This window comes from Lysinibacillus sp. FW301-JW8 (assembly GCF_058788755.1).
Window position 1 is genome coordinate 36,926 of sequence record NZ_JBYTBB010000022.1, and the last position, 25,748, is coordinate 62,673.

Here is a 25,748-nt window from a genome sequence, read left to right on the forward strand (position 1 = left end):
TCCAGCTTCTTATGCTCATTTTAAAAATGGGTAGAGCGCTAGGCTGCTCTACCCATCATACTTTTTTATTTATCGCTGAAACGAATGCCTGCAACGCCGTAATGGTTTTTAGACATTTCTTCGATAAAAACAGTTACGTTTTCTGCTGGCGCGTTTACTGTACGAGAAACAGCTTCTGTTACTTCTTTTACTAGGGCGCGCTTTTGCTCCTCTGTGCGGCCTTCTAGCATTTTCACTGTTACGTATGGCATAATATTGCCTCCTTTATAGAATAATGTTGTATAGTTAGGTTATAAGAAAGTAATAACTTCTTACTTAAATTTAGGCATTTGCGCTGTATTAATGTTGCTTTCACTGTGACATCCATGCGCATAATATGCTTTACTTTATAATAGCAGAATGGAGGGTTTTAAAGTATGGCAAATGAAGAAAAAGCAAAACAAAAAATGGGTTTTACAATTATCAAAAATGATCCAACAGACGGACATAAAGGATTTGGCATTGGCTCGCTTTCGCTAGAAAACGTATCGCCAGTCATTCTTGACATAGAAGAGGGGAAAGCATCCGTTGAAATCGGGGCTATGCATGCACGGAGTGATGTGGAACGAGGCATTAAATTTACGACAAATCGTGCTGATTCCGAAGGTGGTAAACCTTATTGGCTAGTATGGGTGACGATTGATCATAAAGAGGATGGACCTTACTATGCAGGTGTAACTGCATGTGAAATGGTGATTAACCGAGAAAAACGTCGCGGCTATAAAATTTTAGCTGATCATGTTAATAAAATGGATAAATCCATGAAGCGCCATATTATTGTAAATCATATGGATGCACCTTCCAAAAAAGTGTTAGCTTCCTTCCTAGAAGGGCTGAATCCGGACCTTTGGGCACGCAGTGAGGAGCAATTGCGTCAAGACTTATTTGCATAATAGACCTACAATGATTGAACAATCTGTGACATTTTGCAATCGCTTTCGATATAAGGTTGAAAGTAGGTTTGAAACAAAGTAAACTTGATGCAGAGCTTACATTTTAGTAAGCTAGGACACTTGGTTCTGCGAATAGTGATGAGCGCTATGTGGCATTTGAACAACCCAAACCCAAGCCAAATGCCCCATGATGCTCATCCATTTCGCGAACCATAAATAAGAAAAGCTTTCTGTTCCCACGGACACGTCTCCGGGGAAGAGAAAGCTTTTCTTTTTCGTATATGTCTATATTTCTTTGTCGAGAGCCTTCATTGAATTAGAACGTCTAGGGACATGGAAGGTTCCCGATGCTCCGCTAATTTTTAAAAATAGAGAACGGGAGCATATTCCAGAATTCTCCCCATGTGTCAGTATCGAGAATATCAAAATTTGTGCATTTTTCAGTTGGCACATCCTTTGCATCCAAATATACAAGACGCTGTTTAGGACATGCATCAGTTGCAAGCTTGCCAGTCTCAATATCAACTACAACACCTTTAACGTTTTTAGGTTTTACGAAATCTTCGTTCTTTGTACCTTTATTAACAGTCTCCATAAAATCAATCCATATTTTCTTTGTAGCAGCAGTATCTTCTTTTGCCGTTAAATTTTTGCCCTGATCGTAGCCATTCCACACACCAGCAGTTAAGCTAGGGGTAAATCCAATGAGCCATTGATCGCTATTTGTAGAGCCTGATTTTGCAGCATACGTATGTGTCATACGAGAGCGAATACTTATCCCAGTAGCAGGAGAGTAGTCACTAAATACAGGATCAAAAATACCTGTCATCATTTCTGTTAAAATATACGTATTTTCCTTTGAGAGTACTGTTTCAGCTTTAGCACTTACCTCTTTATTTTCATAGATGATGTCACCATGAGCATTTTTAATTGAAATAATAGTAGTTGGTAAAGTTTTTTGCCCCTGTGATGCCAGAACATTATAGGCATTTGTCATCTCATATAAAGTTGTTTCAACTGTTCCGAGTGCAATCGATAAATTGTCCTTTGCACCGATGTTAACGTTGAAGCGGCCAGCCATATCGTGAAATGTTTTAAACCCTATTTCCTCTAATGTTTTCACAGCATAAATATTATCAGAGATTGCGATAGCCTGGGCCATAGTCATATCATGTGTTGCAAACTCACCATTTACATTTTTTGGAGCATAGGTTGCTCGTCCATTATCATAAGTGAAGGTCGTCTCACCAACATCCAAAAACGTTAATGGGTTATAGCCATTCTCTAAAGCAGCTGCATATAAAATAGGTTTAATAGTTGAGCCTGGCTGACGTTTTGCCTGTGTAACCCTGTTAAATGAGCTTGTCGCATAGTCACGACCTCCAACAAGTGCCGTAACAGCTCCAGTTTTAGACTCCATGCTGACAAATGAGGCTTGCAGATCATTTGCTGGCAGATTTTTAGCTACAGCTTCCTCTGCGGCCTTTTGATGTCCAGGGTCCAAAGTTGTTTGAATCGTCCAGCCACCTTCGCTAATATCGAGATTTTTTGATTTCAGAATTTCACTAGCCTCTTGCCATGCTACATCAAGAAAATATGGTGCGACAGATTTTGTTGCTACCCAGCTATCATTTTTTAGAACAAGCTGTTCACTTTCTGCACGTGTTTTTTCATCTTGTGTAATAGCGCCTTGATCAGCCATTAGTTTTAAAATAACATGCTGGCGATTTGTAGCTTTTTCTATATTAGCAATAGGAGAATAGATACTTGGTCCTTTCGGTACGCCTGTTAACATTGCTGCCTCTGCTAATGTTAAATCACTTGCAGATTTACCAAAATAAAATCGACTTGCTGCTTCTACACCATACATACCATGTCCGTAATAGACAGTATTTAAGTAGCCCTCTAATATTTCATCCTTATCATAAAAAACTTCTAATCTATAAGCATACAGTGCCTCATTTAATTTTCGTGTCCAAGACTTTTCATGTGAAAGATATAGATTTCGAGCATATTGTTGTGTAATTGTACTTGCTCCTTGAACCTTACTCCCAGCTTTAAGATCGATTAACACAGCACCAGCGATACGTGAAAAATCAAAACCGCTATGCTCATAAAAATCTTTATCCTCAACAGAAACAACTGCTTTTTTTAAGTACGGTGACATTTCATCAAGACTAACCCAGTAACGTCGTTCATTGGTAAAGTGATCCCCAATTTGGTTCTCATTTTCATCTAAGAAAATAGAGGCCTTTGGTACGGTTAAAGGGGGAGCTCCAGCCACTTGCACATAAACGCGTAGAGCTACGAATGCTACTACAATTGCAGATGTAAAGGCGATAAAAAGGGTCAATGTTTTACGTGTACGCTTCGCACGTTTTTGTTTACGTTGATAGCTTTTTCTCTTCATCCGACTTCACCTCGTTTTCTCACACTTAGCCATAGTATGTGTCTGATCATTTATCTTTAATCGAAATTCTAGGTAAAAACTATTGCACTTTATTCAAAAACATCTATACTTTTTTTGTACTGTTTGAAATGCTAGCATTCGACATCTTGTAGATTTTAATCGAATTTTGCTAGATGTTCCAATAATGTATACGAGGATTGCGGGATAGAGGTTTCATTACAATCCTGTAAGCCCTTTAAGAGCAATGACAAATCAATTTCGCCTTGATGTAATTGTAGTGTCACGCAGATAAACAAAGTTTCGGATTTTGAATTGTGTTTAGATCTAACACGATGTTGATCCTAGAGGCTTATCTTCATTCCGTTGGTGTTTGGATACCCATAAAAAGTTTCTGAATGAAGATAAAAATGAATGAATAAAGATAATATCTAATAATAGTGGAGGGCAAGTAAATGAGATTTGATGAGGCTTATTCAGGAAATGTTTTTATAAAAAGTCATCCTACCTATGAGGATGCGCAGGCAGTCATTTATGGGATGCCGATGGATTGGACAGTTAGTTATCGTCCAGGATCACGTTTTGGTCCACAGCGTATTCGTGAAGTATCAATTGGTCTAGAGGAATACAGCCCATATTTAGATCGTGAGCTAGATGAGGTAAAATATTTTGATGCAGGTGATATTCCGCTTCCATTTGGCAATGCACAGCGCTCATTAGACGAAATTGAAAAGTTTATTGAAAAGTTGTTAGCAGACGGTAAGATACCAGTCGGCATGGGTGGGGAACATTTAGTGTCCTGGCCAGTAATGAAGGCTATTTCTGCAAAATATGATGACCTAGCTATTATCCATTTCGATGCGCACACAGATTTACGTGTAGAGTATGAGGGAGAGCCACTTTCTCACTCAACACCAATTCGTAAAATTGCTGAGCATATTGGTCCAAAAAATGTCTATTCATTTGGTATTCGTTCTGGCATGAAGGAAGAGTTTGAATGGGCAAAAGAAAATGGTATGCATATTTCAAAATTTGAAGTGCTAGAGCCATTAAAAGGGGTATTACCTTCTTTAGAAAAACGTAATGTTTACGTAACGATTGATATTGATGTTCTAGATCCAGCACATGCACCAGGCACTGGCACTGTAGATTGCGGAGGTATTACATCAAAAGAATTACTAGCATCAATTCATGCAATTGCAGCAAGTGGTGTGAATGTAGTTGGCTTTGACCTTGTGGAAGTGGCACCTATCTACGATTCATCAGAAATGACGGCAAACACAGCAAGTAAATTATTAAGAGAAATGATTTTAGGCTGGGTAAAATAAGCAGGTCTTTGTAAATGCTGATATGAAGCGGTTTGAGTGGGGGTTAGCTATGAGCTAGCCCCACTTTTTCGCTTTATTCTATCTTAGGAGGGGAGGAAGCTCGGAAATGCTCTTTTCAAGCTTTTGCAAGTTCATCTGATAGATACTTTATTATTCAAAAAGGAAGACGCTATCCTATACATTGGACAGCGTTTCGATATTTTGTAAAGTTCTATTAAGGGTTCGTCGACCAAAGTCCAGCATGTTTTAATACAACACGTGGATGAAGTTTTAGCTGTGCAACCATTAAATCTGCTAAATCTTCTGCTTGCATCACTTTTTCTGGATTACCGTCTGTTAAGTTAAGCTCAACCGCCATATCCGTAGCAACTGTACTTGGCGTTAATGTTGTAACACGAATGTTTTTCTTACGCACTTCAAGCATTAATGATTCACTTAGTCCGATAACCGCAGCTTTTGAAGCCGAGTATGCGCTTGTAATCGGAGCACCTTTTTGACCTGCTGTTGATGAGATATTAATGATGTCGCCTGTATTGCGCTCTAACATTTCTGGTAATACAGCGCGTGTTGTGTAGTATACACCTTTTACGTTAACATCGATAATATTTGTCCATTCTTCAGGTGTTAGGTCCATGAAGTTACCGAATTTTGAAATACCGGCGTTGTTTATTAAAATGTCGATGGCGCCAAGCTCTCCGCGAATAGATTCAACGGCTGCGGTGATAGAGTCCAAATCCGCTACATTGGCCGCGGCGATTGCTACCTTCACATCATACTGTTTAAGTTCCTCCGCTACTTGTTGTAAATTTTCAAGAGTACGTCCAACAAGACCTACGTGAATACCTTCTTGTGCAAAAGCTACTGCTGTTGCACGTCCGATTCCACGTCCAGCTCCTGTAATTAACGCCACTTTTCCTATGATTGTTTGCATGTTTATCGCTCCTTCGGTTGAAATAATTTTATTTAGACAAAAAAATAGATTAAGATTTGTCTTTAAGACTATCCTTATTTTACTACGGTTTTATATATAGGGAAGAGTGCACTTTTTGGTGCGGAGGTTACTAAAAGTTACTTATATGAAAAGGGAGTTAGCTCTATGTCAGATAAATTAAGAGAAGAGATAAAAGAGAGAATATTAAATAACGATTACCATTGTGAAAAAGAACTTACCTTATCAATTATTAGTGGTAAATGGAAAGTTGTTATTTTGTGGCATTTAGGTGTAGAAGGACCTCATCGCTTCAGTGAGCTTCAAAGACTTTTTCCGAAAATATCTCATAAAATATTAACAAACCAATTACGTGAACTGATGGAAGATGAAATTGTTCATCGAGAAGTATTTCCAGAAGTTCCTCCAAAAGTCGAATATTCCATGACTGAACTAGGGATGGCGTTATTACCGATCGTTGAGATGATGTATGAATGGGGAAAAAAGAGAATTGATCAAATTAAACAAGAAAGCAATGAGAAAAATAATAACAAAGTCATTTTCGATGATTTAAATAGCCGATGCTGAGAAAGTGAAATATCAGTCGAAAATGTAACAAATAGCTAAGGGAAATGATTTTAGGATTGTAAAACAATTTATTTTATAATGTGGGGCTAAAAGTAGGGAGGTGTAATAGCTTACTTTTAGCCCCACTTGCTTTTAAAAGTTGGCTAACAAATTAGTCGCAATAGCAATTTGCAAAGTGAGCTTGTTCATTACTTTGGAATTTTTTTGAATGCCGTATTGACATTGATAGGAAAATACTGTTATATTATAGGTAACTAATGTTACCTATCGGGGGAGGAAAATATTTTTGGCACCAAAAGAGCGATTTACAGAGGAAATTTTAATGGATTGTGCTTTTGAAATGGTTAGAAAGAGTGGCATTGATAGTGTAAATGCAAGGGATTTAGCAAAAGAGTTAGGCTGTTCGACAAAGCCTATATTTCGATTATTCTCGAGTATGGACGATTTAAAGTATGCAATCTATGAAAGGGCTGGAAATCTTTATAATGAAAGAATGGCTCAGGGTTTGCAAGAAAGTTCTTTTTTAGGAATGGGGTTAGCTTATATTAACTTTGCTCGCGAAGAAAAAAAGTTATTTGAGCTGTTATTCCTATCCAATAAATATAAGATCTCAAGCTTTTCGGATTTGGTAAATAACCTAGAAAACCAAGGAATAATAGCACTGATTTCCAAATTAACAGGATTAACACAAACCTCTGCAAAATCTTTATTTATAGATATCTGGTTAACAACGCATGGTATTGCGACAATGTGTGCAACGAATACCTGCGATTTAAATAGCTCGGAAATTGAAAGTATTTTAAAAGACGTTTATGAAGGTGTTAAACAAAAATTGTTCGATGGAGAGAATAAATGAAATGAAAAATTCACCTATTCTTTTATCCATACAGTTTACTTTGCTTGCACTTGTTTTTCCTACCATAGCTGGTGTAATTATATCTGTAAAAAATATAAGTAACTTAAGTTCTATATGTTTGATTCAATTTATTGCCTTTGCAGGTGGTGTTCTAGTTACTCTTTGGATCATGAAAAAAAGTAAATTCCCTTTCCGAGATTTCGGATTTAGAAAGTTTAAAGCAGAGGCATGGATAGCTGTTATCGTTGCTTTTGAGCTGGTTGCATTCTTAAATGGTCTTACAGATAATGATGGTTTTTCTGCGCAATATGTATTTATTTTGTTTCTATTTGTTATTGCAGTTGGTTTTTGTGAAGAGCTTATTTTCCGAGGCCTGATTTTCAAATATTTATCAGAGAAAGGGCTTAAAACGGCTATTCTAGGTTCCTCAATTTTATTTGGCATTGGACATCTTGTAAATTTAGCTTCCGGACAGGATTTTTTAATGACATTGCTACAAATTATTTTTGCATTCCTCTTTGGGTTAGTTTGTGCAGAAATTGTTGCAAAGACAAAAAGTATTATTTTCCCGATTATCTGGCACGCTACGCATGATCTTTTTGCATTCTTGACCGATAGTGAGCCGAATGTTCTTTCTGTTTCTATTTATGTCTTTCATTGCTTATTGTTAATTGGTCTAGCAATTTATTTCTGGCGAGCATTATTTTCTAAGAGAGAAACAACAGAATCTATGAAATTAAACAATGGAAATCCTGAGATTGGTGTTTAACAAAGGCTGTTTTCGAAAAGATTGTTGCTATACGAACGGGGCAGTTAGTTGTATAAGGAAAAATAGGGTTTTTGTTTAAATTTATGCAATAATGATTCAGGGAGGCTTTTATGCAAACTGCAATACCAGCTACATCTATGTTTATAATTATTGGATTGTTCATTTTAATTCGTAGAATCCGTTCTATGTACAAACCAACCAAAGGGAAAGGAGGCCGAATAATTCTTCCTCTTCTATTTTTAACACCTGGATTATCATTTTTTCTAAACGCTTCTGGGCACGTCACATACCTTCATTTATCTTTAGCAATTTTTTTAGGAGTGGGTTTTTCTATTCCTCTTATTTTATGGTCAGATTATGAAATACGAAATGATGGTTTAATTTATGCTAAGAAAAGTCCTGCTTTTATAATTACTTTCGCCATTATGATTGCTTTACGTTATTATTTTCGACAACATATTTCTACTATCGAACCAGGTACACTCAATATGCTAATTTTCTTACTTGTTATTTGTTATTTAATTCCCTGGAGAATAGCTTGCTATATAAAATATAAAAAGGTTCTTAAACTAAAAAATACAGTCAGTTTGTAGAACTTCGTATATCTCTAATACCCTCCAAAATGAAACTAAGAGTGTTGTTTGGTATTTTTCTTATACTTAGTTTGACAGCTTGTTCATCAACCAAACAAACTGATATAACAGATGAGGTTATCTTCTATGGAGAGGGAGAACATTGGAATGTAAAATATATTTACATTCCTGAATTGTATGGTGAAAAAAAGTAAATTGGGTTGAAATCGAATTGAAAGATCTAGAACTATCGCATGGGGATTTACATAATATTGACATTAAGTTTGAAGGTAGAGATGGGTTAATTACAGGGAATATTGGAGACGTGGTACCAAAAATTAACAAGAGCGTTATTTCATTTTTAGTTGGTACTGTTAATAATGGAAACCATAAAGAGGATGAATATAAAATCAAAATAAAATTCAATCATAAACAAGATGTTATAAGATTGCAGTTATTGAAATATCGGGGTCTTTATTCGATTTACGAAATACCAAACATAAAAACAGAGTTGATTCTACACATTTTGTAGATTAACTCTGTTTTTATGTTTTAACAGCAACAATATTTTAGAAAACAGCTTTAACAAAAGGGGAGGACACCTTAGATTTTTATTACGAATAACATCAAAAGCGTTTACTCATTAATTTGAGCAGATGCTTTTTTTAGTTTCTCATTTTAAGATGAACTACCTTATGTTTTGCAGCATGAATTGAATTGTAATATATAGGTAATTTATGGAGATGGGAATATTGCTTGGATACACTTGACTTCTATCTTGAAAAAACATGAGGATTCATCCTATAATAAAAAGGTTATAGGAAAAACAATATAGGGGAGCATCCATAATGGCGAATGAGGCAAAATCGCAGGTGAACATTAAGCTCATTTCGACGATTCGTCCGATTGATGGAGAATCCGAAAGTCAGGAAATGTGGCTGACAGGACAGCTACTGGAGAAGACAGGAAGCTTGTATTTAAAATATGAAGAAGTGCTAGAGGATAAAATTATCCGCACTACAATGAAACTAGGCAATGAGCAGGCGCTTATTATGCGATCAGGAGCAGTAAATATGCGACTTCCACTTAACATAATGGAACAACAGAAGGGCCATTATGATAGTGAATTTGGTTCAATGCCACTTGTCATCCATACGAAAAAAATGATGTTTTCAAAACAGGTAATTAACGGAGATTTCCATGTACAGTATGATTTACTAATGGGTGGGCAATCCGTTGGCAACTATACATTAGATATTACATTTACGGAGGTACAATGATGAACGCAGTAGAACAAGTACAACAGGCCATTAAGACGGCAATTGCGCAAGCTGTTGAAAAAGCTGGCTTAGTCGATGCTGGCACAGAATTAAATATTCACCTTGAAACACCAAAGGATAAGACAAATGGGGATTATGCAACAAATATTGCAATGCAATTAACAAAATTAGCAAAAAAACCTCCTCGTGGGATTGCTGAAGCCATTTTAGAAAATCTTGAAACTTCAGGGACAGATATTGAGAAAATTGATATTGCTGGTCCTGGCTTTATTAATATCACAGTGCGTAAGGATTTCTTAACAGATGTTGTGAAGGCAGTGCTTTCGCAGGGGGCTGATTATGGTCGTTCAAATGCTGGTGCTGGAGAAAAGATCCAAGTTGAGTTTGTATCTGCAAATCCAACGGGTGATCTTCACTTAGGGCATGCACGTGGAGCTTCTGTAGGAGACTCATTATGTAATGTGTTAGATATGGCTGGCTATTACGTATCTCGTGAGTATTATATTAATGATGCAGGTAACCAAATTAATAATTTAGCCTATTCACTAGAAGCCCGTTATAAGCAAGCTTTAGGTCTAGATGCTGAGATGCCTGAGGATGGCTACCATGGTGCAGATATTATTGATATTGCTGGTAAACTAGCTGGTGAGTATGGTGATACTATTTTATCCAAAACGGATGAAGAAAGATTTGCCTTCTTCCGCCAGCATGGTTTAGCGTTAGAATTAGATAAATTAAAAAAAGACCTTGCCAACTTCCGTGTAAACTTTGATGTTTGGTATTCTGAAACTTCACTATATGAAAACGGTAAGATTGAAGTAGCGTTAGATAAATTAAAGGCTAATGGTCATGTATTTGAAGAAGATGGCGCTACATGGTTCAGCTCTACAACATTTGGAGACGATAAAAACCGTGTATTAATTAAAAATGATGGTTCGTTCACATATTTAACGCCAGATATCGCCTACCATGAGGACAAAATTGTTCGTGGCTTCGATAAATTGATCAATATTTGGGGTGCTGACCACCACGGCTATATTCCGCGTATGAAAGCAGCGATTCAAGCACTTGGCTATGACCGTGATACACTTGAGGTTGAAGTTATCCAGATGGTTCAGCTTTATAAAAATGGCGAGAAATTTAAAATGTCAAAACGTACAGGGAACGCTGTGACAATGCGTGAACTAGTTGAAGAGGTTGGCTTAGATGCAGTCCGTTATTTCTTCGTAAAAACTGCAGGCGATTCTCATATGGACTTTGACCTTGACCTTGCTGTTTCTCAATCAAATGAAAACCCAGTGTACTATGCACAATACGCGCATGCACGTATTTCATCGATTTTACGTTCAGCCAATGAGCAGGGCTTCGCTGCAACAACAGATAATTTAACGCTGTTAACAGCTGAAAAAGAGATTGATTTATTGAAAAAAGTAGGCGATTTCCCGCAAGTGGTAGCTGAAGCTGCGAAGCATCGTACACCACATCGTATCGCAAACTATATTCAAGAAACAGCAGCTACATTCCACAGCTTCTATAACGCTGAAAAAGTGTTAGATGCTTCGAATAAAGAGCTAACAGAAGCGCGTTTAGCCCTTATTACTGCTGTGCGTACAACAATTGCAAATGCATTACGCTTAATCGGTGTATCAGCTCCAGAAAAAATGTAATCAAGTTTTTAGCCCCTAGCACGAAATTGTGCTGGGGGTATTTTTGTGGCTTGGGTGGATAGGAAATGTGAAATGATGGATGGAAGGGTCAAAGTGATGGATAGAAAATAGAAACTGGAGGATAGAAGCGGCAAACTGGTGGATAGAACTTAGAAATAGTTTTATTCAACTGCTTTGAGCATTGTTTTTTCTGTTAATTTCGAAAATTTCGTTGAAGTTTACGTTAACGTCAATGATATACTGGTGGAAATTGTGAGGGGGGAGAAGATGAAGACGATTCAAGAAGTGGCGAAGGAGTTTAATGTCTCTACACGAACCATACGCTATTATGAGGAGCTTGGGCTTCTTCATCCTAGTCGTTCATCTACTAATCAGCGAACCTTTTCAAAAAAAGAGTTAGCCAAGCTTAAGCTTATTTTTCGAGGAAAGCGTTATGGATTTTCACTTGAGGAGATTAAGGAGATGGTTCTGCTATTTGATTTTGATCGCACAGGAATTCAACAATTAGAGCGAACGGTCGAATATGGGGAACAAAAAATTCAAGAGATTGATAGTAAAATAACAGAGCTTGCACAAATGAAGATGGAGTTACAGCAATTGCATGACATGTTTAGTGAAAAATTAGCGATTTTAAAGGGAGAGATGCACGATGAATAGTTCAAATTTATTAGCACGGAATGCCCGAAAGTATCCATCAACTGAAGCAGTGATTTGTCATGACCGACGTGTGACCTATCGCGATTTAGATGAGCAGGTGACGAGGCTTAGTCATGCTTTGCTTGAAAGGGGTGTGCAGCAAGGAGATAAGGTCATCATTTTTATGCCAAATGTTGTAGAGTTTGTTGTTGGCTATTTTGCGATTCAACGCATTGGGGCAATTGTTGTACCGGTCAATGCGAAATTTACCTTACAAGAGGTAGAGTATGTGGCACAGCATGCAGAGGCTACAGCATTTCTTGTACATGAAGCTATTTTTAAAGTGGTCGAAAATATATCGGTTATTTCATTGAAAATTAAAACGGGTCAAGAGAAGGCTGGTTGGTTAAGCTTTGAGACAATAATTCAAAGTGCGACCTCTCAAATAATTGATTGTCAGCTCAAAGAGGATGACGCTTCAACGATTTTATATACTTCAGGGACAACTGGAAAACCAAAAGGCGTGTTATTTAGCTATCGTAATATTTTAACTGTAGCACAAATGATTGCAGTCGAGATGGAGGTAAAGCCTGAAAGCCGTATTCTTCTGATGATGCCGTTAACGCATTCAGCTCCCTTACATTTATTTTTAATGGCAGGAATTCTTGTCGGTTCAACACATGTATTAACCCCAACATTTACACCTGATTTGTTTTTGGATTCGATTGAGCAGGAGAAGACAACTCATTTCTTTGGCGCACCAGTTGCCTATTTGTTAACTGCTCAAATGCCGAGATTGCAAACCGCTGATTTATCCTCCATGAAGTGGTGGGTATATGGTGGCGCACCATTATCACAGAATGAAATCGGTTTTATACAAAAAGCTTTCTGCACAGATCATTTTACATGTGTTTATGGATTAACGGAGGCTGGTCCAAGTGGCTCATTATTGTTTGGTGAGGAACATAAGACAAAGGCAGGAAGTATTGGTCAGCGTGCACCTCTTGGAACGGAGCTACGTATTATTAACGATGATGGAGAGGATGTACGTGCTGGTGAGGTAGGTGAAATTGTGCTATTTGGAGAGGGCAATATGCTAGGCTACTATAAGGACGATATTGCGACGAAGGCTGTATTTATAAATGGTTGGTTAAAAACAGGTGATTTAGCTCGTGTGGATGAAGATGGGTATATATGGATTGTTGATCGCAAGAAGGATGTGATCATTTCTGGTGGTGTCAATATTTATCCAAAGGAAATTGAAGATTGTATTGTAAGCTTTGAAGGGATTTTTGAGGTAGCTGTTATCGGTGTACCACATCCACAGTGGGGTGAAACGGTAAAGGCTGTTTATGCTGCCAAAACGGAAATTGATGACAAAGCTCTTCAACATTATTTAGAACAGCATCTTGCTAAATTTAAAATTCCACGGATTTTCGAGCAAGTGGAAGCGCTTCCGCGGAATGCATCAGGCAAAATATTAAAGCAATCCTTGAAGGGACAAGAGGTGAGATAATTATGAAGGTACTACATCAGGAAGAAGTGAAGACAACGAATTTTTTTAAAGACAATGATACTCTCCATCGTATTTTAGAAATGATGCTCGATAAAGAGTTTGCGGAATACGCAACGCGAGAGCTAACAGATTTTGGAGAGCTTTGTGCTGGAGATATTGATAGAAGAGCGAAGCATACGGATAGAGAGGGCGAGCCTCGATTACAACGTTATAATTCCTATGGTGAAGAGGTATCAGAGATTTGGGTCAATGATGGCTATAAAAAAACGATTGAAGAGACGTACAATACCGGGATTGTAGGCTTTGTGCACAAGAATATTCCACAGCTAGGAAGAAGGGGTAACTATGTATATAGCTTTGCACAAGGATATTTACTATCCCATGCTGAGCCAGGCTTTTATTGTCCTGTTACATTAACAATGGCAACAGCTTATTTACTTGATCATTATGCGAATGATGAGGTGAAGGAACGCTTTTTACCACATGTTTGCGCAACTGGGGATACTGAGCTCTATGAGGGGGCAACCTTTTTAACAGAACGACAAGGTGGCTCGGATGTTGGGGCAAATGTTGTAGAGGCAAGACAGGAAGGTGAGCAGTTCCGTTTATATGGTGAAAAATATTTTGCATCCAATGTAGGAATGTGCGGTGTAGCGATGGTATTGGCTCGACTCGAGGGGGCTTCTACCGGCTCTAAAGGGCTAACATTATTTGCAGTTCCTTGGCGAGCGGAGGATGGTACTGTGAATAATCTTCGTATTCGCCGTTTAAAGGATAAGCTCGGTGTGAAGGCAGTACCCTCTGGTGAAGTAGAATTTGAGGGTGCACTTGGCTATATTGTAGGTGAGCCCAATAAAGGGATTTATTATATGCTAGAGGCACTTAATCTATCAAGAATTTGCAATGCTGTAGCTTCTATAGGTATTATGCGACGCGGCTTTTTAGAGGCAAAGCATTATGTGACAAATCGTTATGCCTTTGGTAAGCCTTTAACGCAATACCCAATGATTCAGGATACACTAGGAAAATTAGCGGCAAAGCTTCATGTAGAAGTAACAACAGTTTTTGATCTTATTCAGCTATATGATAAAGTGACAAGTGGTCAGGGCAATCATGAGGATATGATCATGAATCGTTTAAATATTGCCATTATGAAAAAGGAAACAGCCGAGCAAGCGGTGAAATATGCGAGTGAAGTGATTGAATTACATGGTGGAAATGGCTATATTGAAGACTTTGTAACACCTCGCTTACTAAGAGATGCACAGGTGCTTACGGTGTGGGAAGGAACTGCCAATATACTGGCATTGGAGCTGATTCGTTTAGTAGATAAATTCCAAGCCCATGAGTTGTTTGTACGTGTTATGGAGGAGCGCTTAGCTAAGTTAGCTGACAGCCCTCTAGTCCAATTAGTAATGGAACAATTAGTGCATTTGAAATCGACATTGCATACATTTAGCTCTTTGGATGAAGCAACGAAAACATTTGAGGCAAAAGCGGTAGCAGAAAAAATGGCGCATATGTATGAAAGTGTTGTAGCAGTTGAATGGGCACACAGATTCGGGGGGAAATATGAAAAGCTGGCAGATATTTATTTAGAGCATACATGGGCATTAAGAGAACTAGGGGCACCGATGAAAACAGTCCAGTATTTTACAGATATCATTTAATAAAGGGGAAGTCGTCTAGATTGGTAGGCGACTTCTTTTGTTTTCATGTATAATAAAATCAACTGAATATTATAAAGGTTCTTTACTTATGTAAAGTGAAAAGGGAAATCGGTGATATTCCGATGCGGTCCCGCCACTGTATGTGCTAGTTTTTTCAATGTACGCCACTGAAAGTTTTTCGGGAAGGCTTGAAAAAACGTATGTAGCACAAGCCAGGAGACCTGCCTTTATAGAAACACTTTTCAACCTACGAGGATAGGGTGGTGGATTTTGCGTATTTTTGTGCACTATTACCCCTCACTTTGAATGAGGGGTATTTGTTTTGATTAGAAAAAGTGGGCGATAAACTTACAAAGTTTGTCGATTACCGATCCATCAGCAAAATAAGTTGTTACAATATAGGCACCGATAAACTAGGAGGATTCACATGAAGAAATTTTGGAAATTAGGATTGGCCGCATTTTTGGCAATTGGCTTACTTGTGGCCTGTGGGGAAGGGGCAAAAAATGAAAAGCCCGCATCTTCTGAGCAGCAAGAAACATCACAGGTAGACAAAGCAACATTCCCAATGACGATAACGGATGCTGTTGGCAAGGATATTACGCTGGAAGCACCCCCTGAGAAAATAGTCTCTCTTATTCCAAGTAACACAGAGATTTTATTTGCTCTTGGCTTAAACAATGAAATAATTGGTGTTACCGATAATGATGATTATCCTGCAGAGGCAGCTGAAAAGCAAAAAGTTGGCGGCATGGAATATAATAATGAGCAAATTATTGCCTTAAATCCAGATATTGTGTTTGCTCATGAATCGAGTATGACACTTTCGGCAGGGGCCATTGAACAGCTTGAATCTGCCGGTTTAAAGGTTTTTGTTGTAAAAGATGCGAAGGACTTTAATGAGACATATACAACAATTGAACAACTAGGTCGTGCAACTGGGAAATTACCTGAGGCCGAAAAAATTATTAAAGATATGAAGGCAAAAGTAGAAGAGGTTCTAGCAAAACTCGAGGATGTAAAGCCAAAGAAAGTCTTTGTAGAAGCATCTGATGAGCCACAAATATTTACAGCTGGTAAAGATACATTTATGAATGAAATATTAAATATGATTCATGCCGAAAATGTTGCAGCAGATACAGCAGGCTGGTATGAAATCAGTTCCGAACAAATTATTGCAAAAAATCCAGATGTCATCGTGGTGACATATCATTATGTACCTGATATTTTAACAAAGCTACCACAGCGTGCTGGCTTTGACACAATTAATGCTGTGAAAAATAAAGCCATTGTTCAGGTAGATGAGAGTACAACAAGTCGTCAAGGACCTCGTTTAGGAGAGGGACTTGAAGAATTAGCGAAAGCTATCTACCCCGAGGCATTTGAGTGAGTAAAATAGTTGCAGCCTATGTAACCGCCATAACGCTTCTTATCATCAGCATCTGGTGCGGCGTAGCAATAGGCTCTGTTCATATTCCGCTAGAGGTATTGTGGAATAAAGCAGCTGATGAAACGGCTGCCAATATTTTTTGGAAAATACGCCTGCCACGAGTTTTCCTAGCAGGGCTTGTGGGTGCGTCACTTGCCATTGCAGGAGCTGCTTTTCAGGGCTTGTTAAAAAACCCTTTAGCAGACCCTTATACATTAGGTGTTTCTTCAGGTGCATCAGTTGGAGCCGTAATGACAATATTTTTTGGCATATCAATTCCAGTAGTTGGACTCTATGCATTGCCAACCTTCAGTATGCTTGGAGCAGTGTTAACGATGGTAGCAGTCATGAGCTTTGCAAGAATAGTAGATCGTTCATTGAAAATGGAAACGCTGATTTTAACTGGGGTCATCTTTAGCTCATTTTTAGGCTCACTTATTTCTCTAATGATTGCCTTATCTGGTGAGGAGCTGCGGCAAGTGATAGGGTGGCTGCTTGGTTCAGTATCCATGCGCGGCTGGCCTTTCGTGCAAATGATTATCCCATTTGTAATAGTAGGTTCATTAATGCTTTGGACACAAAGAAGGGAATTAAATGTACTGCTATATGGGGAAGAACGTGCAAAGCACTTAGGTGTTAATGTGAAGCGGAGTAAGTATTTAATTTTAGTAGGTGGATCCATGCTGACAGGAGCAGCAGTAGCTGTTTCAGGAACGATTGGTTTCGTTGGATTAGTTGTACCACATATGACAAGGATGATTTGGGGCTCAGACCATCGTCATTTATTACCATTATCATTTTTAAATGGCGCTACATTGCTTATTATTTGTGACTTAATCGCACGAACAATTATTATGCCAAGGGAGCTACCGATTGGTGTTATTACTGCATTTATTGGGGCACCTGTTTTTTCCTATATTTTTTATAAGCAGCGAAGAAGCAAGGGGGTACGGGCATGATTGTCGTTGAACATCTATCAGGTGGCTATGATGACGTACCGATCGTCAAAGATATTAGTTTTTCAGTGGAAAAGGGGAAGATATTAGGAATATTAGGTCCAAATGGTAGCGGAAAATCCACACTGTTAAAAGTGATTAGCGGCATATTACCAGCAACGGCAGGTACTATAAAAGTGGATGGCAAAAATATTAATTCATACAACGCTCGTGCCCTGGCAAAAAAAATGGCTGTTCTTCCACAATTACATGCGAATACCTTCTCAAACAGTGTACGGGAGGCTGTATCACTTGGACGCTATCCACATCAATCAGGCTTCTTTTCCAGCTGGTCAGATTATGATGAACAAGCAGTCCAACACGCAATGGCCCAAACAGGTGTGACACGCTACGAACACACACCCATGGAATTTTTATCCGGTGGTGAGCAGCAACGAGTTTTTGTAGCTCAAGCTTTAGCGCAGACAGCAGAAATATTATTGCTGGATGAACCAACCAATCATTTAGATATTGCACATCAGCGGCAAATTTTAGATATGGTGCGGAAAGAAGCAGTAGAATGCGGATTAACCGTTATTATGGTGTTACATGATATGAACTTAGCTTCACTTTATTGTGATGAATTATTATTAATGGAATCGGGGCAGATGCGTGCTTTTGGGGTACCCCATGAAGTATTGATGGCTTCCCAAATTGAAGATGTCTATCAGGCAAGGGTAGCGACCTATGCACATCCTGAAATTCCAAAGCCACAAATAACGATGATGCCTGAATCGGGTGAGCATCTGCAACGTGCACATATTAACAGAGAAAATTTTATGGTTACTGAATATTATATTCAGTTAAAATCTGATTTTCCTTTAAAAACAGTTTCCTCTGCTGTCCATAATCCAGGAATTGGCTGGTATGATTGCCTCTTAAATCGCTCAATTCCAGGGGATTATGTCATAAGTGATGTCAAGCGAGAGGTTGCAGCATTTTTACAAAGGGAGGAATTTTCTTCTACGAGTACGGTTGTCATGTTAACAGCTGTTCCAACAAGGCTAGTAGCAATTAATGAATATACAGCATCCTTTGGCAGTGTGCTCGTTGCGGTTACTGCTGGTGTGGGCAATGCTGTGGATGTTTCTCGTGCACATGAACGACAGATCGAACCATATATTGGTACTATAAATACATGGGTTATTATCAATGGAAGTCTATCAGAGGAAGCTTTTTTCCAAGCAATGATGACTGCAAATGAGGCAAAAACTAAGGCATTACAGTCAGAAGATATTCGCGATGAACTTAGTGGAACTATTGCTACAGGAACTGCTACAGATAGTTTGCTGATTGCTGCTACACAAAAAGGGAAAGAAATGCTGTATGGCGGGCCCATTACAGAGGTAGGAAAAATCATTGGTAAAGGTGTTTTTGCGACAACTGTGCAAGCCATTAAAAATTATAAAAATGGATGATAGGAGATGAGAGAGATGAAGCTTTACACGAAAACAGGGGATACAGGCAAAACAAGTCTTATTGGTGGACGCGTTGACAAGGATAGCTTACGAGTGGAAACTTACGGGGCTATTGATGAATTAAATTCATTTATTGGTAAGGCAATGAGTGAATTGGATCGTGAGCTTTTTAAGGATGTTCTTATTGACTTAGAAGCGATCCAGCATGAGCTTTTTGATGCAGGAGGGGACCTTGCAAATGTTATGAAGGAGCGTCATTATAAGCTTACTGAGCAGCCGATTGAAGTGTTAGAATCACGAATAGATGCTTTATCAGATGAAGCACCGCCTTTACAGCGTTTTATTTTACCAGGAGGTGCTCCAGCCGCTGCAACTTTACACATTGCCCGTACAGTTGCACGTCGAGCAGAACGCCAAATGGTAACCCTCATGAAGGAAATTGAGGATGTACCGACAATTGTTCAAAAGTATTTAAATCGATTATCTGATTATTTATTTGCCGCTGCACGAGTTGTGAACTTTAGACTGAAGGTTTCTGATATTGAATATATTCGAAGCGGTAATGTTTTTAAAAATTAAGGTAAAATTATTGTAAAGAAATTGAGAAATGGCTACTTTGATAAAATTCAGGGTGGCTTTTTTTCTTGGAAAATGTAAGAATATAAAATTATCAGAAATATTTCCGTTTTATGTTGACTGAATGCTCACTCATTTATTAGAATAGGAATATAATGATGTACATTTACGTATGAGCTAGCAAATTTACCACAAAGAGAGAAAATTACGACAAACTAAAGGGGGGACCAACCATGAGTCCATTATTAATTGCAAACATTGTTTTAACAGTCGTGGTTGTGCTTTATGCAGTAGGATTATTCTTCTATCTGTTAAAAACACGCTATAAGTTTGTGCAATTGGGGAAAAAGGTTGAGTTTGATGAAAGTGTAAAAGAACGAATTCGTTATATTATGGTCAATGTATTTGGCCAAAATAAACTTCTGAAAGATCCAAAGAGTGGATTAATTCACGTGATGTTCTTCTATGGATTTTTAATGGTGCAGCTAGGTGCCATTGATTTAATTTGGAAGGGATTAGTACCTGAATCACATTTGCCGCTGGGTATTTTCTATGGTGTCTTTACGTTCTTCCAAGAGCTTGTGGTCTTAATGATTTTAGTAGCAGTTGTCTGGGCGTTTTATCGCCGCTATGTAGAAAAGCTAGTACGTCTAAAACGGGGCTGGAAAAACGGTCTTGTATTAATATTCATTGGTGGCTTAATGGTATCAACATTAATCGCTAATGGTATGGGGTTAATTTGGCATGGTGAGGATTTAACATATACAGAACCAGTTGCTTCTAGTATTGCTGCTATTTTTAGTTTCCTACCAGCAACTGCAGCAGCAGCTATATTCTATGTGATGTGGTGGGCACACTTATTAATTTTATTAACATTCCTAGTGTATGTACCGCAATCCAAGCACTTCCACTTAATTGTTAGTCCACTTAATGTTTATATGAATCGTCTAGATCGTGTAGGAACGCTAACACCAATCGACTTTGAAGCATTAGAGGAAGCTGGAGAAAATGCTGAAAGTGAAGATGAGATGCCATCTATTGGGGTTGGACGAATTCAGGACTTTACGCAAAAGCAAATGCTAGATTTATATTCCTGTGTAGAATGTGGGCGCTGTACAAATATGTGTCCTGCAACAGGAACAGGTAAAATGCTATCACCGATGGATTTAATTGTGAAGCTTCGCGACCATTTAACATTTACAGGTGCAGTGGTGACAAAGCAAAAGCCGTGGGTACCTTATCAATTCTTTGCTAATACAAAGGGGAATCAGTTAGCAATGGCAGCTGGAGCCGAGGGTGCCGTAATTGAAGATATATACAGTCCATCTTTAATTGGTGAAGTGATTACTGAAGAAGAAATTTGGGCATGTACGACTTGTCGTAACTGTGAGGATCAATGTCCAGTTATGAATGAACATGTCGATAAAATTATTGACCTTCGTCGTTATTTAACAATGACGGAAGGGAAAGTAAATCCAGATGCACAACGAGCGATGACAAATATCGAGCGTCAAGGAAATCCCTGGGGCTTAAACCGTAAAGAAAAAGAAAATTGGCGTGACCTTGATCCAACAATCAATATTCCAACAGTCAAAGAGCTGAAAAAATCTGGCGAGGAAATGGAATATTTATTATGGGTAGGCTCAATGGGTGCATTTGATAATCGTTCACAAAAAATTGCCTTAGCCTTCTGTCGTCTATTAAATGAGGCTGGTGTGAAATTTGCAATTTTAGGAAATAAAGAGAAAAATTCAGGAGATACACCTCGTCGTTTAGGAAATGAATTTTTATTCCAAGAGCTTGCGACAGCGAATATTGATGAGTTTGAGAAAAACGATGTGAAAAAAATTGTGACAATCGATCCTCATGCTTACAATATCTTTAAAAATGAATATCAAGACTTTGGCTGGAAGGGTGAAGTATATCATCACACAGAGCTATTGAATCAGCTAATTGAGGAAAATCGACTTGCATTGAATTATGAAGTTCATGAAACAATTGTCTTCCATGATTCTTGTTACTTAGGTCGTTATAACGATGTTTATGATGCACCGCGTGAGATACTACGAGGTATTCCAGGTGTGAAACTTGTAGAAATGGAGCGTAATCGCGAAACGGCTATGTGCTGTGGTGCGGGTGGTGGCTTAATGTGGATGGAAGAACATGTTGGTAACCGTATTAATGTTGCACGTACAGAGCAGGCTTTAGCAACGAATGCATCTGTTATTTCATCGGGCTGTCCATACTGCTTAACAATGCTAGAGGATGGTACAAAGGCAAAAGAAGTTGAGGATACAATTGGAACATTCGACGTTGCGGAACTATTGGAGCGATCTGTGTTTGGTGAAAAAGGGAAAGTAGTTGAAAATCCTGCTGAAGAAGCTGCAGATGAGATGCTTGAGGAGGTAGTGACTTCTGTAGACAATGTCGAAGAAGACAAGAATGTAGAAATTAACGCAGAGAAATGATGGCTATTGTAGAAATATTTTAGTTATCTGAAAAATATAAATTGCACAATAAAAAATTGTTTTGTAGAATAAGATTAAATGGAAATGGGAGTGAAGCTTAGAACTCCCATTTTTCATAGGGAAAAACCGAGCGAGCGTTCAGTCAACAACGGTGCTCTGATAAATCACGGAGTACGTAAAACAAAAGGGGTGTTTTACTTGAATAGAGCTGTTATTTTAGCAGGAGCAAGAACGGCATTTGGGAAGTTTGGGGGTTCACTTTCAACTTTAAGTGCAAGTGATTTAGGTGCTATCGCTATAAGGGGTGCATTAGAGAGGTCGAATATTTCACCAGATGCTGTGAATGAAGTGATTTTAGGCTCCGTTTTACAAGGGGGACAGGGCCAAATTCCTTCTAGACAGGCTGCGATTAAAGCAGACTTACCGAAAGCTGTAAAAACAGAAACGATTAACAAAGTTTGTGCTTCAGGGATGCGTGCTGTCACACTAGCGGATCAGCTTATTCGTTTAGGGGACGAAGAAGTAATTATCGCTGGTGGTATGGAATCAATGTCCAATGCACCGTACTATCTACAAAATGGTCGAACAGGGTTACGTATGGGTGATTCAACAATGGTGGATGGAATGCTATATGATGGCTTAACATGTGCTTTTGATAAGGCAAGACCCCATATGGGAAGCTACGGTAATTCAACAGCCAAAGAGTTTTCATTAAGCCGCGAGGAGCAGGATGCTTGGTCTGTTCGCAGTCATGAGCGCGCACTGTCAGCAATCGATAAAGGTTATTTTGCTGAAGAAATCGTGCCTGTGGAAATCCCACAACGCAAGGGAGAGCCACTTCTGGTTGATACAGATGAGGCACCAAGAGCGGGTACATCCTTGGAGGTACTTGCAAAGCTTAGACCAGCCTTTGATAAGGATGGAACAATTACAGCGGGTAATGCACCTGGGGTAAATGATGGTGCATGTGCACTAGTAGTTATGAGCGAGGAACGTGCAGTACGTGAAGGCAGGGAGCCGCTAGCAATAATCATCGGTCATGAAGAGCTTGCCATCGAGCCAGAGAACTTCCCACAAACACCTGGTCTGGTGATTAACAAATTACTGAAAAAGACAGGGAAATCATTAACAGACATTGACTTAATCGAAATCAATGAAGCCTTTGCGGCAGTAGCGTTAGCCAGCACGCAACTAGCTGATTTAGATGCTGAAAAGGTCAATGTGAATGGCGGAGCAGTAGCGCTAGGTCATCCAATTGGTGCATCTGGAGCACGTATTATTTTAACGCTTGCGCAGGAATTAAAGCGCCGTGGCGGTGGTATCGGAATTGCAGCGATTTGTTCAGGTGGTGGGCAAGGAGATGCGATTATGATTGAAGTACCGAAAACAGGGGGACATGAATGATGGGTATCCAAAAGGTAATGGTCATTGGTGCAGGGCAAATGGGCTCTGGCATTGCACAAGTTTGTGCACAGGCAGGCTATGAGGTCAAATTGAATGATATGAAGCAAGAGTTTTTCGAACGTGGTCTAGGAGTTATTACGAAAAATTTATCACGCGATGTAGAAAAAGGTCGTAAAACAGAAGAAGAGAAAGCTGCTATATTAGGTCGTATCGTGATGTCACTAGATTTACAAGATGCTAGTGATGTAGATATTATCATCGAGGCTGCTGTAGAAAATATGGAAGTGAAGCAATCTATTTTTAAGCAAATTGATCAAATTGCACCAGCACATGCCATTTTAGCTACGAATACATCTTCACTTCCTATTACAGAAATCGCAGCTGTTACTAATCGACCAGAGCAAGTAATCGGGATGCATTTTATGAATCCTGTACCTGTTATGAAGCTAGTGGAAATCATTCGAGGATTAGCAACGAGTGATGAAGTATATAAAGCAGTGGAAGACATGACAGTAAAAGTATCCAAAACACCAGTGGAAGTAAATGATTTCCCAGGCTTTATTTCAAATCGTATTTTACTTCCTATGATTAACGAAGCGATTTATGCATTGTATGAAGGTGTAGCAACGAAGGAAGCAATCGATGATGTTATGAAGCTTGGTATGAATCATCCGATGGGTCCATTAACGCTGGCGGACTTTATTGGTCTTGATACATGTCTCTACATTATGGAGATTTTACATGAGGGCTTAGGTGATAGTAAGTACAGACCTTGTCCATTGCTTCGTAAATATGTGGCAGCGGGCTGGCTAGGGAAGAAATCAGGAAGAGGCTTTTACGTTTATGAATAATCCTATGGGGATGGGACAATTTCAAGAAAATGTAATGCTGCGGGACAACTTAGAGGGGTGACAATATAGATGCATTTACAGTTTACGGATGAACAAATAATGATGCGAGATATGGTTCGCGATTTTGCACAGGAAAAAATTGAACCATGGGTAGAGCGTATGGAAGCAGGGGAGTTTCCACGTGAGCTTCTTGCACAAATGGGTGAACTTGGATTAATGGGGATCACAACGCCCGAAGAGTTGGGCGGAGCTGCGATGGATTTTACATCGTACATAATTGCTATTAACGAACTATCGAAGGTGAGTGCAGTAATGGGCGTTATATTATCCGTTCACACTTCGGTAGGCACCAATCCAATTATTTATTTTGGCAATGAAGAGCAAAAGAAACGCTTTGTTCCAAAGCTTGCGACAGGTGAATATTTAGGAGCATTTTGTTTAACAGAACCAAGTGCTGGCTCGGATGCTGGCTCGTTACAATCAAAGGCAGTGAGAGATGGCGAAGAATATGTCATTAATGGCTCCAAAGTATTTATTACAAATGGTGGAGAGGCTGATGTGTATATTGTATTCGCATCGACGAATCCTGCTGAAAAAACACGCGGCATTTCAGCGTTTATAGTTGAAAAGGGAACACCAGGCTTAATTATCGGTAAAGACGAACATAAAATGGGCTTACATGGCTCACGTACAGTTCAGCTCACATTCGATAATTGCCGTGTACCAGCCGAAAACCTTCTTGGGAAAGAGGGAGAAGGCTTTAAAATTGCAATGGCTAATTTAGATGTTGGAAGGATTGGAATTGCAGCACAGGCTTTAGGGATTGCAGAAGCGGCTCTTGATGCAGCTACCGCATATGCAAAAGAGCGCGTTCAATTTGGTAAACCAATTGTTGCACAGCAAGGAGTTGGCTTTAAGCTGGCGGATATGGCCACTGCTGTAGAATCAGCAAAATTATTAGTCTATCAAGCTGCTGATTTACGTGCCAAAGGTTTACCGTGTGGAGCAGAAGCGTCCATGGCGAAACTATTTGCATCACGCACAGCTGTCCAAACCGCAATAGAGGCTGTCCAAATTTTCGGCGGCTATGGCTACACTGAAGATTACCCTGTAGAACGATATTTCCGCGATGCAAAGGTAACCGAAATTTATGAAGGTACAAGTGAAATTCAACGTTTAGTTATTAGTAAGCATTTACTGAAATAAAATCCTATGTTGCATAGTGGATATTGCTCAGATAAGGTGGGAAATCCCTCAGGTGGGGCGAAGAACTGCTCGGGTAGCCAGGGAAACTGCTCAGGTGAGCCATGGAATCGCTTGGGTAGCTAAGGAAATTGCTCAGGTGGGTTATGGAATCGCTCGGGTGTCCAAGGAAACTGCTCAGGTGAACCCGAAAACCGCTCAGCCTAATAAATTAAATCCATGTCGCACCGAGATTCAAAATCGAAAATAGAATGC

General features: G+C 39.1%; 23 protein-coding genes and 1 riboswitch. Of the genes, 20 read left to right on the forward strand and 3 right to left on the reverse strand.

The window, feature by feature from the left end:
- Positions 1-65: 65 nt before the first annotated feature.
- Positions 66-251, reverse strand: coding sequence for a 2-hydroxymuconate tautomerase (thmT, locus tag AC3WOM_RS11155; RefSeq protein ID WP_427548495.1), 186 nt, complete (start codon positions 249-251; stop codon positions 66-68).
- 165 nt (positions 252-416) lie between these two features.
- Between thmT and AC3WOM_RS11160 the strand changes: the two genes are divergently transcribed.
- Complete coding sequence (locus AC3WOM_RS11160; protein WP_492446757.1) at positions 417-932, forward strand: YwhD family protein; 516 nt, start codon at positions 417-419, stop codon at positions 930-932.
- Between the two features lie 355 nt (positions 933-1,287).
- On the opposite strand, the gene AC3WOM_RS11165 is transcribed toward AC3WOM_RS11160, so the two are convergent.
- Positions 1,288-3,342 (reverse strand): transglycosylase domain-containing protein, encoded by a 2,055-nt coding sequence (locus tag AC3WOM_RS11165; protein WP_492446758.1) that lies wholly within the window; start codon positions 3,340-3,342, stop codon positions 1,288-1,290.
- A gap of 452 nt (positions 3,343-3,794) precedes the next feature.
- On the opposite strand from AC3WOM_RS11165, the gene speB reads away from it, so the two are divergent.
- Positions 3,795-4,667, forward strand: coding sequence for an agmatinase (speB, locus tag AC3WOM_RS11170; protein WP_492446760.1), 873 nt, complete (start codon positions 3,795-3,797; stop codon positions 4,665-4,667).
- A 214-nt stretch (positions 4,668-4,881) separates the two neighbouring features.
- Here the strand turns inward: speB and AC3WOM_RS11175 are convergent, their stop codons facing one another.
- The gene (locus tag AC3WOM_RS11175) at positions 4,882-5,598 is read right to left on the reverse strand and encodes a 3-ketoacyl-ACP reductase (RefSeq protein ID WP_427548502.1); all 717 of its coding nucleotides are present in this window, start codon (positions 5,596-5,598) and stop codon (positions 4,882-4,884) included.
- Positions 5,599-5,763: 165 nt separating this feature from the next.
- On the opposite strand from AC3WOM_RS11175, the gene AC3WOM_RS11180 reads away from it, so the two are divergent.
- From AC3WOM_RS11180 to AC3WOM_RS11265, 18 genes are all read left to right on the forward strand, one after another.
- Entirely contained in the window at positions 5,764-6,183 is a 420-nt protein-coding gene (locus tag AC3WOM_RS11180) for a winged helix-turn-helix transcriptional regulator (RefSeq protein ID WP_427548504.1), read from the forward strand.
- A 286-nt stretch (positions 6,184-6,469) separates the two neighbouring features.
- Positions 6,470-7,039: a TetR/AcrR family transcriptional regulator gene (locus AC3WOM_RS11185; protein WP_492446762.1), complete on the forward strand. Its 570-nt coding sequence runs from the start codon at positions 6,470-6,472 to the stop codon at positions 7,037-7,039.
- Position 7,040: 1 nt separating this feature from the next.
- Positions 7,041-7,808, forward strand: a complete 768-nt coding sequence (locus AC3WOM_RS11190) for a CPBP family intramembrane glutamic endopeptidase (RefSeq protein WP_427548508.1) — start codon at positions 7,041-7,043, stop codon at positions 7,806-7,808.
- 110 nt (positions 7,809-7,918) lie between these two features.
- On the forward strand, positions 7,919-8,401 hold the full coding sequence (locus AC3WOM_RS11195) for a CcdC family protein (protein WP_427548510.1): 483 nt from the start codon (positions 7,919-7,921) through the stop codon (positions 8,399-8,401).
- Positions 8,402-8,612: 211 nt separating this feature from the next.
- A complete protein-coding gene (locus tag AC3WOM_RS11200; RefSeq protein WP_427548512.1) occupies positions 8,613-8,912 on the forward strand; it encodes a hypothetical protein in 300 nt (99 codons plus the stop codon).
- A gap of 316 nt (positions 8,913-9,228) precedes the next feature.
- Positions 9,229-9,660 (forward strand): YwiB family protein, encoded by a 432-nt coding sequence (locus AC3WOM_RS11205; protein ID WP_427539803.1) that lies wholly within the window; start codon positions 9,229-9,231, stop codon positions 9,658-9,660.
- The gene (gene argS / locus AC3WOM_RS11210; RefSeq protein WP_492446765.1) at positions 9,660-11,327 is read left to right on the forward strand and encodes an arginine--tRNA ligase; all 1,668 of its coding nucleotides are present in this window, start codon (positions 9,660-9,662) and stop codon (positions 11,325-11,327) included. The genes AC3WOM_RS11205 and argS overlap by 1 nt, the downstream gene beginning before the upstream one ends.
- A 267-nt stretch (positions 11,328-11,594) precedes the next feature.
- On the forward strand, positions 11,595-11,984 hold the full coding sequence (locus AC3WOM_RS11215) for a MerR family transcriptional regulator (protein WP_492446767.1): 390 nt from the start codon (positions 11,595-11,597) through the stop codon (positions 11,982-11,984).
- Positions 11,977-13,479, forward strand: coding sequence for a class I adenylate-forming enzyme family protein (locus AC3WOM_RS11220; RefSeq protein WP_492446769.1), 1,503 nt, complete (start codon positions 11,977-11,979; stop codon positions 13,477-13,479). The genes AC3WOM_RS11215 and AC3WOM_RS11220 overlap by 8 nt, the downstream gene beginning before the upstream one ends.
- A gap of 2 nt (positions 13,480-13,481) precedes the next feature.
- Complete coding sequence (locus AC3WOM_RS11225; protein WP_492446772.1) at positions 13,482-15,149, forward strand: acyl-CoA dehydrogenase family protein; 1,668 nt, start codon at positions 13,482-13,484, stop codon at positions 15,147-15,149.
- A 58-nt stretch (positions 15,150-15,207) separates the two neighbouring features.
- A riboswitch (cobalamin riboswitch) is annotated at positions 15,208-15,392 on the forward strand.
- A 184-nt stretch (positions 15,393-15,576) separates the two neighbouring features.
- Complete coding sequence (locus AC3WOM_RS11230; RefSeq protein ID WP_427539818.1) at positions 15,577-16,539, forward strand: ABC transporter substrate-binding protein; 963 nt, start codon at positions 15,577-15,579, stop codon at positions 16,537-16,539.
- A complete protein-coding gene (locus AC3WOM_RS11235) occupies positions 16,536-17,537 on the forward strand; it encodes a FecCD family ABC transporter permease (RefSeq protein ID WP_492446773.1) in 1,002 nt (333 codons plus the stop codon). The genes AC3WOM_RS11230 and AC3WOM_RS11235 overlap by 4 nt, the downstream gene beginning before the upstream one ends.
- Positions 17,534-18,991, forward strand: a complete 1,458-nt coding sequence (locus AC3WOM_RS11240) for an adenosylcobinamide amidohydrolase (protein WP_492446774.1) — start codon at positions 17,534-17,536, stop codon at positions 18,989-18,991. The genes AC3WOM_RS11235 and AC3WOM_RS11240 overlap by 4 nt, the downstream gene beginning before the upstream one ends.
- Positions 18,992-19,006: 15 nt before the next feature.
- Positions 19,007-19,570: a cob(I)yrinic acid a,c-diamide adenosyltransferase gene (locus AC3WOM_RS11245; protein ID WP_492446776.1), complete on the forward strand. Its 564-nt coding sequence runs from the start codon at positions 19,007-19,009 to the stop codon at positions 19,568-19,570.
- A gap of 230 nt (positions 19,571-19,800) precedes the next feature.
- Positions 19,801-22,035 carry a heterodisulfide reductase-related iron-sulfur binding cluster gene (locus tag AC3WOM_RS11250; protein WP_492446777.1) on the forward strand — a complete coding sequence of 745 codons (2,235 nt, stop codon included), beginning with the start codon at positions 19,801-19,803 and terminating at the stop codon, positions 22,033-22,035.
- A 198-nt stretch (positions 22,036-22,233) separates the two neighbouring features.
- The gene (locus tag AC3WOM_RS11255; RefSeq protein WP_492446779.1) at positions 22,234-23,439 is read left to right on the forward strand and encodes an acetyl-CoA C-acetyltransferase; all 1,206 of its coding nucleotides are present in this window, start codon (positions 22,234-22,236) and stop codon (positions 23,437-23,439) included.
- A complete protein-coding gene (locus tag AC3WOM_RS11260) occupies positions 23,439-24,290 on the forward strand; it encodes a 3-hydroxybutyryl-CoA dehydrogenase (RefSeq protein WP_427539835.1) in 852 nt (283 codons plus the stop codon). Before AC3WOM_RS11255 ends, AC3WOM_RS11260 begins: the two co-directional genes overlap by 1 nt.
- A 69-nt stretch (positions 24,291-24,359) precedes the next feature.
- Positions 24,360-25,496 (forward strand): acyl-CoA dehydrogenase, encoded by a 1,137-nt coding sequence (locus AC3WOM_RS11265; protein ID WP_492446781.1) that lies wholly within the window; start codon positions 24,360-24,362, stop codon positions 25,494-25,496.
- Positions 25,497-25,748 lie beyond the last annotated feature (252 nt).

Bases quoted from the DNA above. Each gene is read 5' to 3' on its own strand.
- AC3WOM_RS11260 (WP_427539835.1), top strand. From the start codon at position 23,439: ATGGGTATCCAAAAGGTAATGGTCATTGGTGCAGGGCAAATGGGCTCT.
- AC3WOM_RS11195 (WP_427548510.1), top strand. From the start codon at position 7,919: ATGCAAACTGCAATACCAGCTACATCTATGTTTATAATTATTGGATTG.
- AC3WOM_RS11250 (WP_492446777.1), top strand. From the start codon at position 19,801: ATGAGTCCATTATTAATTGCAAACATTGTTTTAACAGTCGTGGTTGTG.
- AC3WOM_RS11180 (WP_427548504.1), top strand. From the start codon at position 5,764: ATGTCAGATAAATTAAGAGAAGAGATAAAAGAGAGAATATTAAATAAC.
- AC3WOM_RS11240 (WP_492446774.1), top strand. From the start codon at position 17,534: ATGATTGTCGTTGAACATCTATCAGGTGGCTATGATGACGTACCGATC.
- thmT (WP_427548495.1), bottom strand. From the start codon at position 251: ATGCCATACGTAACAGTGAAAATGCTAGAAGGCCGCACAGAGGAGCAA.
- AC3WOM_RS11230 (WP_427539818.1), top strand. From the start codon at position 15,577: ATGAAGAAATTTTGGAAATTAGGATTGGCCGCATTTTTGGCAATTGGC.
- AC3WOM_RS11205 (WP_427539803.1), top strand. From the start codon at position 9,229: ATGGCGAATGAGGCAAAATCGCAGGTGAACATTAAGCTCATTTCGACG.
- AC3WOM_RS11245 (WP_492446776.1), top strand. From the start codon at position 19,007: ATGAAGCTTTACACGAAAACAGGGGATACAGGCAAAACAAGTCTTATT.
- AC3WOM_RS11220 (WP_492446769.1), top strand. From the start codon at position 11,977: ATGAATAGTTCAAATTTATTAGCACGGAATGCCCGAAAGTATCCATCA.
- AC3WOM_RS11160 (WP_492446757.1), top strand. From the start codon at position 417: ATGGCAAATGAAGAAAAAGCAAAACAAAAAATGGGTTTTACAATTATC.
- AC3WOM_RS11175 (WP_427548502.1), bottom strand. From the start codon at position 5,598: ATGCAAACAATCATAGGAAAAGTGGCGTTAATTACAGGAGCTGGACGT.
- speB (WP_492446760.1), top strand. From the start codon at position 3,795: ATGAGATTTGATGAGGCTTATTCAGGAAATGTTTTTATAAAAAGTCAT.
- argS (WP_492446765.1), top strand. From the start codon at position 9,660: ATGAACGCAGTAGAACAAGTACAACAGGCCATTAAGACGGCAATTGCG.
- AC3WOM_RS11215 (WP_492446767.1), top strand. From the start codon at position 11,595: ATGAAGACGATTCAAGAAGTGGCGAAGGAGTTTAATGTCTCTACACGA.
- AC3WOM_RS11190 (WP_427548508.1), top strand. From the start codon at position 7,041: ATGAAAAATTCACCTATTCTTTTATCCATACAGTTTACTTTGCTTGCA.
- AC3WOM_RS11225 (WP_492446772.1), top strand. From the start codon at position 13,482: ATGAAGGTACTACATCAGGAAGAAGTGAAGACAACGAATTTTTTTAAA.
- AC3WOM_RS11165 (WP_492446758.1), bottom strand. From the start codon at position 3,342: ATGAAGAGAAAAAGCTATCAACGTAAACAAAAACGTGCGAAGCGTACA.
- AC3WOM_RS11265 (WP_492446781.1), top strand. From the start codon at position 24,360: ATGCATTTACAGTTTACGGATGAACAAATAATGATGCGAGATATGGTT.